Annotated in this window: 8 protein-coding genes; 1 reads left to right on the top strand and 7 read right to left on the bottom strand. The window is 63.5% G+C overall.

The features are described from left to right. Positions 1-299: 299 nt before the first annotated feature. Positions 300-1,088 carry a GntR family transcriptional regulator gene (locus tag RHP72_RS01245; RefSeq protein ID WP_080552804.1) on the top strand — a complete coding sequence of 263 codons (789 nt, stop codon included), beginning with the start codon at positions 300-302 and terminating at the stop codon, positions 1,086-1,088. Positions 1,089-1,130: 42 nt separating this feature from the next. Here the strand turns inward: RHP72_RS01245 and RHP72_RS01240 are convergent, their stop codons facing one another. From RHP72_RS01240 to RHP72_RS01210, 7 genes are all read right to left on the bottom strand, one after another. Then, on the bottom strand, positions 1,131-2,672 hold the full coding sequence (locus tag RHP72_RS01240) for an acyl-CoA carboxylase subunit beta (RefSeq protein ID WP_003943957.1): 1,542 nt from the start codon (positions 2,670-2,672) through the stop codon (positions 1,131-1,133). Next, complete coding sequence (gene pks13, locus RHP72_RS01235; RefSeq protein WP_037126071.1) at positions 2,669-7,612, bottom strand: polyketide synthase Pks13; 4,944 nt, start codon at positions 7,610-7,612, stop codon at positions 2,669-2,671. Before pks13 ends, RHP72_RS01240 begins: the two co-directional genes overlap by 4 nt. A gap of 37 nt (positions 7,613-7,649) precedes the next feature. Next, positions 7,650-9,539 carry a long-chain-fatty-acid--AMP ligase FadD32 gene (gene fadD32, locus RHP72_RS01230; protein ID WP_003943899.1) on the bottom strand — a complete coding sequence of 630 codons (1,890 nt, stop codon included), beginning with the start codon at positions 9,537-9,539 and terminating at the stop codon, positions 7,650-7,652. 182 nt (positions 9,540-9,721) lie between these two features. Continuing rightward, positions 9,722-10,717 (bottom strand): LLM class F420-dependent oxidoreductase, encoded by a 996-nt coding sequence (locus RHP72_RS01225; RefSeq protein WP_007731815.1) that lies wholly within the window; start codon positions 10,715-10,717, stop codon positions 9,722-9,724. Positions 10,718-10,922: 205 nt separating this feature from the next. Beyond that, positions 10,923-11,876, bottom strand: a complete 954-nt coding sequence (locus RHP72_RS01220) for a cutinase family protein (protein WP_003943848.1) — start codon at positions 11,874-11,876, stop codon at positions 10,923-10,925. A 9-nt stretch (positions 11,877-11,885) separates the two neighbouring features. After that, a complete protein-coding gene (locus tag RHP72_RS01215) occupies positions 11,886-12,437 on the bottom strand; it encodes a DUF732 domain-containing protein (protein ID WP_003943980.1) in 552 nt (183 codons plus the stop codon). Between the two features lie 106 nt (positions 12,438-12,543). Beyond that, on the bottom strand, positions 12,544-14,427 hold the full coding sequence (locus RHP72_RS01210; RefSeq protein ID WP_230359378.1) for an alpha/beta hydrolase-fold protein: 1,884 nt from the start codon (positions 14,425-14,427) through the stop codon (positions 12,544-12,546). Between the last annotated feature and the right edge of the window lie 148 nt (positions 14,428-14,575).

Raw genomic sequence — 14,575 nt, 5'->3', positions numbered from 1 at the left:
CACGTAACATACCAAAACAAGAGTTCGCTAAACCTTTTATAAGGCTATGTACTGCAATTATATCAATTAGGTTGAAATTTGGTATGTCTGTTGGTTGGGAGAAATGGGCGTTTGGTCCAATTTCCACAAGGCTCACTCAGAAGGAGCAACCATTCGACCCCGCCAGGACGCAAGGAGCTCCGATCAACCGCATCCATGCGATAAGCTGCCGAAACAGACCGCAGGCTCCAGCAGTGTGCGGGATTGGCGAATGGGTGGGGACGTGCCGCACTCCGACGCCGGGGTGGGAGGCGATTCCGATGACGACTGGCATGGGCGGGCCGGTAGCCGAGCAGGTCCGCCGAAAGATACTGAGCGACATAAGTTCCGGGATTCTCAGACCCGGGGATCGTCTCCCGAGCGAGCGAGAACTGGCCGAGCACTTCCAGGTGAGCCGATCCACTTTGCGGGGCGTTCTGACAGGTCTGTGCCAGGCAGGAATCACACATCGGCTACCAGGCCGGGCGGGAGGCACCTTCATCGCGCAGCGGAAGTTCGAGCGCGACCTCGATCGAGTTGACGGGTTGCCGTCCTATCTCGCTAGGCAGGGGATGACGTCCGGGTCACAGGTCCTGTCGGCCGTCCTGCAAAACCCTGAACAGTCGATTCGAATCCGACTCGGCCTCGACGACCAAACCTCGCTGGCGTTCAGCATCCTTCGATTGCGATTTGCCGACGGAACTCCATTGTCGATAGAGCAGGCATGGCTCCCTGCTCAACGCTTCCCCGGACTACTGGATCGGCCATTGGGTGGCTCAGTCTACGAACTTCTACGAAGTGAGTACGAAGTCGAGGTCGTGAGCAGCGAGGAAAGACTCGAAGTAGCGTCGGCGACACCGGAAGAGGCTCGATTGCTTTCCATCCACACCGACGCGCCACTCATTTCGATCCAGCGAACCGCGCGGGACGCGGCCGGTGCAATCATCGAATGCTCGAACGACCTGTTCCGAGCCGACCGTACCCAGATCCTCGTTCGCTCGGCCGGTCACGGGATACGCGCCGAATCGGACAATTCTGATTCGGGGGTAGAACTCAACCTCATCTATTGAACCAACCCCCGGCGGAACCCTCCAGTCAGTATCTCTCGGGGACTAAAGCGGCATCAAGTTGTGCTTGCGCGGGTTCTTGAAGATCGTCTTGTCCGCGAGCAACTTCAGAGCCTTACGGATCTCGAGACGCGTCTGCGAAGGCTCGATCACCGCGTCGATGTATCCGCGCTCGGCCGCGATGTACGGCGTCGCGACGAACTCGTTGTAGAAGTTGATCAGCTGAGCACGCACCGCGGGTGCATTCTCGCCGGCCTCGGCGAGCTGACGCCGCCCCATGATGTTGACGGCACCCTCGGCGCCCATCACGGCGATACGAGCGGTCGGCCACGCGAGGTTGATGTCGGCACCGAGCTGCTTGCAGCCCATGACGGCATAACCGCCGCCGTACGCCTTACGAACCACCACAGTCACCTTCGGCACAGTGGCTTCGATGTACGAGAACAGGAAACGCCCGCCGCGCTTGATGACGCCGACCTTTTCCTGATCGACGCCGGGAAGGAAGCCCGGTGTGTCGACGACGAAGACGAGCGGGATGTTGAAAGCGTCGCACAGACGCACGAAGTGGGCGGCCTTGTCGGAGCTGTCCGCGTCGAGGGCGCCGCTGAGGTACGTGGGCTGGTTGGCCACGACACCGACGGGCAGGCCGTCGACGCGGGAGAATCCGGTGATCACGTTGTGCGCGACCTGGGCTCCGATTTCGTGGAAAGTGCCGTCGTCGAAGATCCGCAGAATGATGTCGTGCATGTCGTAGCCGGCGTTGTCGGCATCCGGCATGAACGCATTGAGTTCGAGATCCGACTCGGTGATCTCGGGTTCGAGGCCCGGGTTGATCAGCGGCGCCTTCTCCTGGCATGACGACGGCATGAAGCTCAGGTACTCACGCACCCAGTCGAAGGCAGCCTTCTCGTCGGGAGCGACGTGATGGATGTTTCCGTACTCCGCCTGCTTGCGGGCTCCACCCAAGTCCTCGAGGCTGACCTCTTCGCCGGTGACCGACTTGATGACGTCGGGTCCGGTGACGAACATGTACGACTCTTCGGTCGCGACCACGACGTCCGTGTTGATCGGGGCGTACACGGCACCGCCGGCGCATTTACCGAGGATGACCGAGATCTGCGGGCACAGGCCGGACAACGGCTCCTGACGTGAACCCATGTTGGCGTACCAGGCCAACGAGGAAACGGCATCCTGGATGCGAGCTCCACCGGAATCGTTGATACCGACGACCGGGCAGCCCACCTTCAGCGCAAAATCGTTGACAGCTGCGACCTTACGGCCGAACATCTCTCCGGCGGCACCGCCGAACACCGTCTGATCGTGCGCGAACACGGCTACCGGACGCCCGTCGACGGTTCCGTGACCGGTCATGACGCCGTCGCTGTACGGGTTGCCCTCCCCCGCCATCTTCACCAGGGCACCGATCTCGATGAAGCTACCGGGGTCGAGCAACATGTCGATGCGCTGGCGCGGCGTGCTGTGCCCTGCTGCATCGCGCTTGGCAATGGCCCGAGCCGAGCCGGGTTCCTTTGCCTTCTCCAACTTTTCGCGGAGTTCAGCGAGCTTCTCCGCGGTGGTTGTCGTCACTTCTGAACTCCGGTTTCCGCTGCTTTGGTCTGAGCTGTCTCGATCTGGGCCAGCTTGGTGGTGAGGTCTGCCGCAACCTTCGCGATGTACGGCTCGTCGACGATCTGCAGGTGGTCCCCGCCGATGTAGACGACCTCGAGGTTCTTCACGTAGTCACCCCAGCCACCATCCGCCTTGCGGGTCTTGAATGCAGGCTCGAGCGTCATCAGCTCGTCGTGGTACTTGTCAGCCATGTAGAGCACGACGTCGCCGTCGTAACTGCTGAACTCGGCCGTCTGGATGGCGCGATTGTCCAACCACGACGTCCGCTGATGCTCGATGATGCCGCCGGGAATCTTGGCGCCGCTCATCTTGATCATGTCCATCAAGATCTGGATCTGATCCTCGTCGGCTTCGGTGGAAGCCAGAACGTCAAGCGGCAGCGGCACATCCAGGTTGTAGGTGCGCTTGGCGAACTTGCCGTAGCGCTCCCAGCGCTTGCGTCGTTCCGCCTCGGTGTCCGGCACGACCTCGCCGGCCATGACGGTGTCGAGCAGCCCGACCACACGCACGTCGGCGCCCTGCTCGCGCAGCAACTTCGCGACCGCATACGACATCACGCCACCGAACGACCAGCCACACAGCACGTACGGCCCGTCGCCCTGGATCTCACGCAGCAGCGGAACGTAAGCAGCAGCGCGGGTTTCGATCGAGCCCTCGACCCGCTCGAACCCGTACATCGGCGTGCCGGCGGGCAGGCGCTTGAGCAGAGGCTCGTACGTCACCGTCGAACCACCGGCAGCATGGAAGACGAATACCGGTACGGCAGTGGAACCTTCGGGACGGGCACGCAGAGTACGTACGAGTCCGTCGATCTTGCCGTCGTCCTCGAGGTACTGGCGAACGACGTCCGCAAGCTCTTCGATGGTGGTGGAGTCGAGAACGTCGTCGAGAGTGATCTCGCCGCCGGCACGCTCGGAAAGCCGAGCAGCAAGCTTCTCGGCGACCTCGTCACCGACGATCGGCAGATCGTTGAAGATGCCCTTGGCCGACTTCCCGGTGACAACCGCCCACGTCGCAAACGTCAAGCGCTCGGCCGCATCTCGCGGCGGAACGTCCGAGCCTGCGTCGTCGGCAGTTCCGGCTCGAGAAGGATCGGAAGGCGCAGCAGCAACCGGAGCAGTGGTAGGTAGTTCCACTGCCACCTCTGCGGGAGCAACGTCCTCGTCAGCAGCGTCGGCCGCCAACTTCTCCGCGGCCTGCTTGTCGGCCATCGCCTGAACCTCTTCGCGATTGTCGATCGCGTAGCGCAGGTACTTGTTGACCTCGTTGAGGCTCGCATCCTTGACTGCCTGGAGCTGGAGCTGCGGAATGTCGAACTCGTACTCGACGCGGTTCTTGATACGCATCGCCATGAGCGAGTCGAGACCCAGTTCGATGAGCGGAACCTCGGCCGGCAGATCCTCCGGCGAGTACCCCATCGACTCGGCTACCACGATCTTGAGGCGGTCGTCGAGGCTCTGCGAACCGTTCGGATCCCACTTGTCTCCGGCGTCTTCGACGACCTCGGCCAGGGATTCCATCGGCGCACTGGTCTTGACCGGCGCGCTGACGACCAGCTCGGGCAGCGGCTCACCGGACGTGACGACGGCGTCGAAGAGCAGACGGAACGTAGCACCCTCACGAGCGTGCACCTGCACCGACGCTCCACCCGGATGCGGATTGAGTGTCGTGGTCAGGGTCGCAGCGCCGGCCAGCTCACCATGGGGAACGGCAGCGGTGAGAGCGACATCCGAGAGCACCTGTCCGGCAGCAGCGCTCACGAGCACAGCCAGATCGGTGACGGCGGATGCGTCGACCTCCCACACGTGGCGGCCGTCGGGCAGAGCGACGTGCGAACCGGGTACGCGAGCCGAACCGCCGGCACTGACGCGAATGTCGAGCCAATACGGCTTACGCAGGAATGCGGTACGCGGAACCGAAGCGAAATCGCCTGCGGGAAGCAGAGACTCGAGGTTCACGGCATGGCCGTGCACGTACAGCTGCGCGAGAGCGGCAAGAACACCCGCGGACTCGTCTTCCTTACGCTTGAGCGTCTGGATGAGCTCCATGTCGTGCAGGCCCGAATCGAACGCGGTAGCCGCCACCGACATCAGCGTCACCGGATTGGGTGCAAGCTCGACAAAAGTGGTGTGGCCGTGGGCAACTGCACCGCGTACCGCGTTGGTGAAGTACACGCTGTGGCGAAGACCCTTGACCCAGTACGCCTCTTGATGGATCGGCTCGTGACCGGGGCGGTAGAAGGTGTCCTTGTCGACGGACGAGTAGACGCCGAGCTTCAACGTGGTCGGCTCGATACCGGCCAACTCGGCGGCAAGCTCACCGAGCAGCGGATCTACCTGCGAAGTATGGCTGGCGCCCTTGGTCTGCAGGACACGCGCCATCTTGCCGTCGGCCTCGGCGGCCGCGACGATCGCCTCGATGTCCGGCTGTGGTCCACCGATCACCGTGTGCGTCGGAGCTGCGTAAACACAGACCTCGAGCTTGGGGTACGTGGGCAGCAGCGCCTCGATCTCGGATGCGCTGTACTCGAGCAGAGCCATCAGACGGATGTCGTCACCGACAAGTGCGCCCTCGGCCTCACCCATCAGCCGTGAACGTGAACAGATCACGCGGACAGCGTCTTCCAGGTTCAGACCGCCGGAAACGTACGCGGCAGCGGCCTCACCCATCGAGTGCGGAACCACGGCTTCGGCCTCGGCGCCGTGGTGACGCAGCAACGCGGCCAGACCGACCTGGATGGTGAAGATTCCCACCTGGGCTGTCTCGACGTTGTACTCGATCGAATCGTCGAGGAACATCTCGACCATCGAGTAACCGGCCTCGTCCTGGATCAGCGCGTCGACCTCGTCGACGGCCGCCTTGAAGGCCGAGTTCTCCGTGTAGAGCTGCTTGGCCATCTTGCGGTGCTGCGAGCCGAAGCCCGAGAACACCCACACCGCGCCCTTGGGCGACGGAGAGTCGGCCGAGAAGACTCCTTGAGCAGGCTTGCCTGCGGCGACGGCGCGCAGCGAGCTGATGGCCTCGGAGCGCGTCTTCGCCAGAACAGCGGCGCGCGAGCGTCCGTGGTTGCGACGCGCGAGTGTGCGGGCGACGTCGGCGAGGGGCGTCTTGCTTCCCTCTTCGGTTTCGAGCCAGTCGGCCAGGTCAGCGGCTGCGCGGCGACGACGCGACGGCAGCGCGCCGGACACGGCCAGCACAACGGTGCTCTCGTTCTCTGCTGCCGGTTCGTCGACCACCGGGGCATCCACAACCGGTTCATCGACTACTGCGTCGGCAGGCACGTACTCCTTGACCACGACGTGCGCGTTGGTTCCACCGAAACCGAAACCGGAGACACCGGCGACAGCCTTGCCGGTGTAGCGCGGCCAGTCGGTGGCCTCGGGCGTCACCTGCAGGTGCGACTTCTCGAAGTCGATGTGCGGGTTCGGGCCCAGGTAGTTGATCGTCGCGGGAATCTTGTTTTCCTGCATCGCCAGAACGACCTTGATCAGGCCGGCGGCGCCTGCAGCTGCTTCCAGGTGCCCGAAGTTGGTCTTCGCGCTACCGAGCAGTGCCGGCTTGTCGTCGTCACGACCACGACCGACGACACGACTGAGCGCGTCGGCCTCGATGGGATCACCGAGATCGGTACCCGTTCCGTGCGCCTCGATGTAGTCGACGGTGGTCGGCAAGATGCCGGCGTCGCGGTACGCGAAACGCAACACGTCGGCCTGGGCATCGGGATTGGGTGCGAGCAGACCGTTGGAACGGCCGTCCTGGTTGACCGCGGATCCGGCGATCACCGCGAGGATGGAATCTCCGTCACGCTCGGCGTCTTCGAGGCGCTTGAGCACGACGAGTCCGCCGCCCTCACTGCGAACGATTCCCTGAGCCTGAGCGGAGAAGGCACGCAGTTTTCCGTCGGGAGCGAGCATCCCGGTCTGATCGAAACCGAGGGTTCCGGGAGGGGCCAGCAGCATGTTGACGCCACCGGCCAGCGCGATGTTGGAGTCACCGCTGCGCAGCGAGCGCACAGCCTCGTGAACGGCAACCAGCGAAGACGAACACGCGGTGTCCAGAGCGATGGACGGTCCACGGAAGTCGAAGAAGTACGAGACCCGGTTCGCGACGATGGCAGTCGACGTTCCGGTCAACGCGTACGGATGCGCCGTCGTCGGATCACTGACCGCGAGCAGCTGGTAGTCGTTGGCGGAACTGCCGATGAAAACACCGACCTGCTTGCCCTTGAGCCCACTGGCCGGAATGCGAGCGTGCTCGAGTGCTTCCCACGCGAGTTCGAGTGCGAGGCGCTGCTGCGGATCGACGTTGACGACCTCGAGCGGAGACATCGCGAAGAACTCGGCGTCGAAACCCTTGACGTCGTCGAGGTACCCGCCCTTGGTGTTCGCGTTCTCGACCGCGGCCTTGATGGCGGGATCCGACATGAACTCGGCCCAGCGGTCCTCGGGGAGGTCGCTGATGCCGTCGCGTCCGTCCGCCAGCATTTCCCACATGTCCGAAGGCGTGTGCCCGGCACCGGGGAATCGTGTGGACAGTCCGACGATGGCGATGTCGTGAGCGTCCGTCGCGCCGCCTGAGACGTAGTACGAGGCGTCGACGGTCTCCTCCGGCGCCTCGGGCTCACCTTCGATGATCCGAGTAGCCAGCGAAGCGATGGTGGGGTGTTGATAGGCAACCGTGGCGGTCAGCGTGACGCCGAGCAGATCCTCGATGTCTCCGCTCAGAGCGACTGCGTCCCGCGAGGCGAGCCCGAACTCTTCCATCGGGCGATCGTCCGTGATCGAACCCGCCGGCTGACCGGTCGCGTTGGCGATCCAATTGCGAAGCCACTCACGCAGCTGCGCGACACTCATCTCGCTCACAACGTCTTTGCTCTGCGCACCATCTTGTTCAACCATCAACTCACCAAGCCACCGATCATGAAGGGACTGCTCCTCAAACGCTATCGGGGAATGCGGTCTGCTGATAGCCGCCTCGCAACGTTCCCTCGATATAGCTCGCCTTACACGCGCGGCGAGCGATCTTGCCGCTGGACGTACGCGGAATCGAACCCGCGGGGACGAGCAGGATGTCTCGGGCCGTAACACCGTGACGGGAAGAAATCGCCGCACGCACGGTGTCCGCGATCGGCTGCGGATCGGCCTTGCCTGCGCCGGGAGCACGCTCGGCCACGATGACCAACTGCTCCGAGGAATCGTCGTCGTCGAACTTCAGACCCGAGTGCGTGTTGGAGAACACGACGGACGGCAGCTGGTTGGCCGGTACGGCAAACGCAGCGATGAAGCCGGGGCGCAGAGCCGGGCTGGCTTCCTGAGCCGAAGCCTCGAGGTCCTGCGGGTAATGATTGCGACCGTCGACGATCACGAGGTCCTTGACGCGACCGGTGATGTACAGCTCGCCGTCGACGTAGACGCCGAAGTCGCCGGTACGCATCCAGTTCGCATCCGCCGGCGTGCCCTCGGTGTGGCTGTCTTCGCTCAACCGATTGTCCAGCTTGTTGTGAAAGGTCTCCGCCGTCTCGTCGGGGCGACCCCAGTAGCCGATACCGATGTTCTCGCCGTGCAACCAGATCTCGCCGACGTGATTGTCGGGGACCTCGGTCAGCGTCTCGGGATCGACGATCGCCGCCCACTGACTGCGCGAGACGTACCCACAGGAGACCTGCGCGATTGCGTTCTCGGAGTACTGGTCGACGATGACCATGCGTCCCTTGTTGAGTTCCGTGCGGTCGACGTAGATGACCTTGGCCTCGTCGGAATGCTTGGTCGAGGAGACGAAGAGCGTCGCCTCGGCCATGCCGTACGACGGCTTGATCGCAGTCTTGGGCAGACCGTACTGAGCAAAAGCGTCGTTGAACTTGCGCATCGACGACGTCGTGACCGGCTCACTGCCGTTGATCAGACCGATGACGTTGCTCAGGTCCAGGGTCTCGCCGTCCTTCGGCAGGCCACGCGCGGCAGCGTGCTCGAAAGCGAAGTTGGGAGCGGCAGCAAAGGTGCCGGCGCCGTCGGAAACCGCAGCAAGTTCCTTGATCCACCGGTACGGCCGCTGCACGAAAGCACGCGGGCTCATGATGGTGATGTACTTGCCGCCCAGAGCAGGCAGGATGACCGTCAGCAGGCCCATGTCGTGGAACAGCGGCAGCCACGTGACGCCCCGAGAGTCCTCGTTGAGTTCGATGGAGTCGACCATCTGGAGCGCGTTCGTTCCGACAGCACGATGGGTGATCTCCACGCCGGCGGGAACTCGGGTCGAACCCGAGGTGTACTGCAGGTACGCGATGTCGTCGAGTTCGATGTCGGGGCGAACCCACGTTTCACCGACGGTATCGGGAATCGCGTCGACGGCGATGATGCGCGGACGCTCGGCAGCGGGAAGCGAGCGGAACAACTGGCGAACACCGGCCGCCGACGATGCGGCAGTCAGAATCGCAGTCGGCTTGCAGTCACCGAGAACAGCGTGAAGACGGTCGGTGTGACCGGGCTCGTCCGGATCGAAGAGCGGCACCGCGATGGAACCGGCCTGAATGGCCGCGAAGAACGAAATGACGTAGTCGAGTCCCTGCGGAGCAAGAATCGCGACGCGGTCGCCACGCTTGGTGACCTGCTGCAGACGGGCTGCAACAGCGCGCAGACGCACACCGAACTGCTCCCAGGTCAGCTCCAGGGCTTCACCGTCACGCTCGCGTGAGTAGTCGATGTACCGATACGCGAGCTCGTCCGCGTTGACACGCGAGTGTTGCTCGACGTAGTCGACCAGCGTGAAGCCTGGTTGCAGGCGGATCTGGCCCTTCTCGTCGAGAAAGCCATCGAACAGCGCGTTCATTCCATCTCCTCCGAAGCGATCACACAAGCACTGTCTTTCATGCCTGCGCCCCAGACTTCCTTCGCTCTCTCGGGTCCATCTTCGATCAATCGAATCGCACTTTGTGCGCAACTCACCTGAATCACTTCATCGATCCCAAACCATCGATATGTTACAGATTCGCATCGTCCGTATTCTCCGGCCTACTCGCCCGCCAGTAACGGGATGATCGGGGCGAACGCTTCCATCTGCGTCGGGAAGACCCCGACGTACGACATCGACGTCTTCTCGCGGACCAGTCGAATCTGGTCTGCGATTTCCTCGAAAGTGCCCACAGCCAGGTATGGAGAGTTCAACAGCTCCTCCACGCTCAGCTTACGATCCACTTCGATGTTCGGCGGAAAACCTTGGTCCAGAGCGGCGATTGCCATTTCGGCAGCCTGCTCTCGATCGTCGGTGATCATGATCATGGTGATGGTCCAGTTGAGTTCGATCTCATCGAAACGCTCGCCGGCAGCTTCGCGGATCCGCTCGACACGTTCGATGGTCTTTTCCATCGTGATTCCGGAGAGCAGAAGCCGCCCGTCACGGTTGGTCGGTGTGGCGACCGAGATGATGTCCGCGTACTTCGCCGCGAGAGCAAGCATCTTCGGGCCTCCGCCGCCCACGATGATCGGTGGCCGCGGGCCCTGCCGCGGTCGCGGGCTGCCCTTGAGGCCGCGCACCTGATAGTGCTTGCCTTCGAAAGTGCATTCCTGCCCGCGCAGAAGAACGTCGAGAATCTGCAGAGACTCCTCGAGCTTCTCGATGCGAACGCCCGGACTTTCGTAGGCGATGCCGCCCTTGTCGAACTCTTCCTTCATCCAGCCCGCACCGATACCGAGTTCGAGTCGACCACCGGACAGCACGTCGATTGTCGCCGCGTCCTTCGCGAGCACAGCAGGATGACGGAAGCCGTTGGCCAACACGGCGGTGCCGAGACGAATCTTGTCGGTGGCCACCGCGAGCGCTCCGAGAGCGGCGATCGGGCCGACCTGATTACCCAGGTGATCCGGAATCATGAACGAGTCGTAGCCGAGTTCCTCGGCCTTCTGCGCGAGCTTGACGAAGCGTCGCGCACCACCCTCTTCGGCGTTGCCCTCGCCACCGGCCGCAAACCGAAATTTGCGTAGGGCATCGCTGCCGTGGGTGGAACTCATATATCGATCTCCTGTGATGGACACGTACGTCGTACTCGAACTACAAACTCGGACAAATCGAACCTACTCGCCAGTCACTTACGTGACAGCACTGTAGAGGAAGCCCCCGGACCGTGCAGCACTCTACCGGGACCAAACGAGCAGATTACCCGCGAGCGAACTCCCGAGACGCCCGATTGTGACGAATCAACAGTGCGGCGGTGACTCAACTGTGGGGCGGCGTCGGTGCAGCGTCGATCTTCTCCGCAGCCCACTGTGCCATCCATTGGGTGGCCGTCGTGCCGTTCGGATCGACTTGGAAGGAGTTGTACATCGCGTGCACAGGGTTGTTGTAGTACTCGAGCAGTCGCGGCGCCGAACTCAGCCAGTTGGTCGGGTTGAGAGCGGCTGCCGGCGCGTCGCAGATACCGTCGCTCGGCGCACAGATCTGATAGGTCCGATCGTTGAGGTCACCGAACCCGCCGGGCCTCGGGCCGGTCATCGTGAGACCGGGCAGCTTCAGCCCGTTCAGCGACAGCTCGGCGCCGACACCGGCAACGCTCGGGCCAACGGTGTTCCCGAACGCCGGATCGCGCCGACCGTCGGCGATCAAGCCGACGCCCAGAACCAGATCGGCAGGCACCGCGCCGGTACCGTCGCCGATACTCGCGGCGACGTCACCCGCGATCACCGCGCCCTGGGAAAATCCGGTCAGGACGTAACTCGTGAGCGGGCACTCGGCGTGCCGCTTCATCAGAAAGTCGTTAGTGGCAGCAGTTCCCGCGGCCCGACTGTTGTTGTAGGACTGCTGTCCGTCCGGCGGGATCGCAACCGGATTCGAAAACTGTGCGACATACGGAACGGTGTAGACGTCGGCCCGTGAAGTATCGAACTTCTCCTGCAGAGGACGGGTCACGTTCAGCATCAACGACGCCGGATTGGCCGTCGGGTTGTACGGGTCGTCGGTAGCGCTCGACTCCCACGTACCCGGTATGGCTACTACCTGGACATCGGGGCAACTGGCCGGCTGAGACACCGGAGGCTCCGGGCTCGGCGGGATCGGAGTCGGCGAAGGCACCCGCCCGGCCAGGATGTACCAACCGCCGATCACGACCGCTGCGACCACAAGAATGATCAGCAGCGGGATCAGGCACCCACGACGCTTTCCAGACCTCGCCATGACCCGCGCCTACTTGCAGTAGGTGGCGTTGGCGACGTCGATGTAGATCTGAGCGTTCGCACCTGCCTGCTCGGGAGTGATCTGCTTGCCTTCCGCCGACGCTTCCTGGCCGACGAAGGCGGTCACGAAGGTCAGGACCTCGTCGTCGGTCTGAGGACCGGCAGCGCAGATGTAATTGGCCGTGTTGACGGCGATGCTTCCGTCACCGGCTGGGGTGATGCCCTTCGCCTTCAGTCCGTCGAGGAACTTCTGTGCCTCGGGACTGACCTCGACGACTGTGGGACCCGGGAAGCCCTCGATGCTCTGCGGCTGCTCCGGCGGCGCGGTGGCCGCGGCTCCCGGACTGGTGGGCGCAGCCGACGCCGTCGTGGTCGCGGAGGCGGACGCAGATGCCGAACCGCTCGAGGACGAAGCCGCCGCGGACGTCGTGGTGACCGGATTGGAGGTTGCAGTGGAGTCGTCACTACCGCACGCGACAAGCGCGCCACCGGTGGCGAGCGCCAGGGCGCCGACCGCGATCGCGCGTGCACAAGTGTTTCGGTTACCCGAGAAAAGCGACATCAATGTCCGTCCTTGCCTTCAGTCGAAAGTCCATCAACAGGTTACGCAACGCACGCGGGCGGGCACCGATCCGTGATCGGGCCCGCCCGTCGTGCACCACTGTGAGTTAGTGAACTTCTGTCTTGTCACCGATCACCGTGATGTAGCCGAACTGGAAGTTCTGCTGGACACCACCGGGAATGTCGAACTTGTCACTGATCGGGAATCCGAGTCGTCCACCTTCGTATCCGACGCTCTTCCAACCGTCGAACAGCGGACCGTTCTCGACGGACCATGCACCGGTGCCGGGGCTCCAGTAGATGTTGCCGCCCTCGAACTCGGTGAAGCGTCCGTTGTCCTTGATCGGAACCTCGTTCGACTTCGGGAATCCGAGCCAGCCGTTTTCCCAGCCGAGTTCGCCGTACTTGCCCATGATCATTCCGAGAACCGCGTGAGTTCCATTGGCGCTGCTGTACATTGCGCCGATCTCGAATCCCTGGACCTTGCCCGGCTTGCCGGGGGTCGCGATCTCGTCGGCAGTCGGGTAGCCGAGCGGGCCACCTTCCCAACCCTGTGCGGACCACTCGGCGAGGATGTCACCGCTGACGGGGTGAGCGCCGGTCTGCGGGGTCCAGTAGATGGAGCCGTTCTGGAAGTGGTTGAAGCGTCCGCGTCCGTCGGGGGTACCGAGTTCGGGGGTACGCGGGAAGCCGAGCGGGCCGGCCGCTGCTCCGGTGTTCATGTACGCGCCGGCGATACGACCGGCGACGGGCTGGGCGCCCGTTCCACTGGTGAAGTAGATGCGACCGTTGCGGAAGTCCTGTGCCAGGCCACCCGCGACGCTGTACTCGGGGGTGATGCAGTCACCGATCCAGCCGTTGGCTGCGGCCGTCGCACCGATCTCGCCCGAAGTGCCGCAAGCCGGCTTCTCGACCTCGACGCCGATGGCGTTGGCCAACTGCGGCCACAGCTGATGAAGCTCGAACTGCCAGTACGGCCACGAGTGGGTTCCGGACGGGCGGTAGTTGACCTGCGCGGGGATGCCGAGCTGGTTGAGCTTGGTCGCGAAGGTCTGCGAGGTCAGGCGAGCGAGGATCTCGAGGCCCATGCCTGCGTAGTTGGTGCTCACGCCGGGAATTCCCGACGGCTGGTCGTACGGGCCGGTCGTACCGCTACCACTCGAGACGTACAGGCTGACGCCCTTGAGCTTCTCGGCGAGCGCGTACGGATCGTGTGCAGCCCACTGCGGGTTGGACGGCGGTCCCCACATCGCGGCGGAGTTGTATCCACCGGCGTCGGTCATCGCGAACTGGATTGCCTGAGGCATGCCGAGCGAGGTGGTGGTGAGGATGCCGGAGAGCGAAGCGGCGAACTTGAAGAAGCCGGGGTTGCGCGCCGTGAGGAACATGGCGGACGTACCGCCCATCGACAGACCGACGACACCGCGTGTCTGCGTGGTCCGCCAGTCCTGTTCGAGGATGGGGGGCAGTTCCTTGGTCAGGAACGTCTCCCACTGGTAGTTCTTGCCGTTGTCGGGCTGGAGCCAGTCGGAGTAGAAGCTGGACTGACCGCCGACCGGGAGGATGACGTTGACGTTCTTGTCCGCGTAGAAGGACTCGGCGTCGGTCTCGTAGGTCCAGGCGTTCTCGTTGTCGGTCGCGCGAAGACCGTCGAGCATCCAGACCGAGGGGAAGCTGGCCGACGGATTGACGTTCCAATCACGGGCCAAGAGGATCTGCACCTGAATCGGGGTGCCCATCGCGGGAGAGTTCACCCACAGCGCGACGCGACGCTCGCTGAGCCAGTCGACCTTCGTGACCGCTGCTCCGGTGGGGTTCTGGGTGGCGGCCGGTGCGGCCTGAGCAGGTGCCGGCGCGGCTGCCGCGGTTCCGGCCGTCGTCAAGCCCGCGGCGATCGGCAGAACCAGCATCGCTGCCAGTGCGCCGACGACCTTTGTCCGGAAGGTTGCCCGGGACCGGCGACGGTCCTCCGTGGCAAGGCCTACTCGCATGAGCTCACTCTCTTTCCTTACGTTCGGTCCGCGCGTCGATCGTGTGGCCGCCTGAGCAGCCAGACCCCCGTTGAAACTATTTCTACACGCAAACGATCCCCGCTTGGGGTAGCCGCGCTGTTACTGGTGGTGCAATTGTTACTGACAT

The organism is Rhodococcus sp. SG20037 (assembly GCF_031763325.1).
GTDB classification, from domain to species: Bacteria; Actinomycetota; Actinomycetes; order Mycobacteriales; family Mycobacteriaceae; genus Rhodococcus_F; species Rhodococcus_F qingshengii.
Note: the sequence above shows the minus strand (reverse complement) of the source record. Positions and strands in the feature narration are given on the sequence as shown.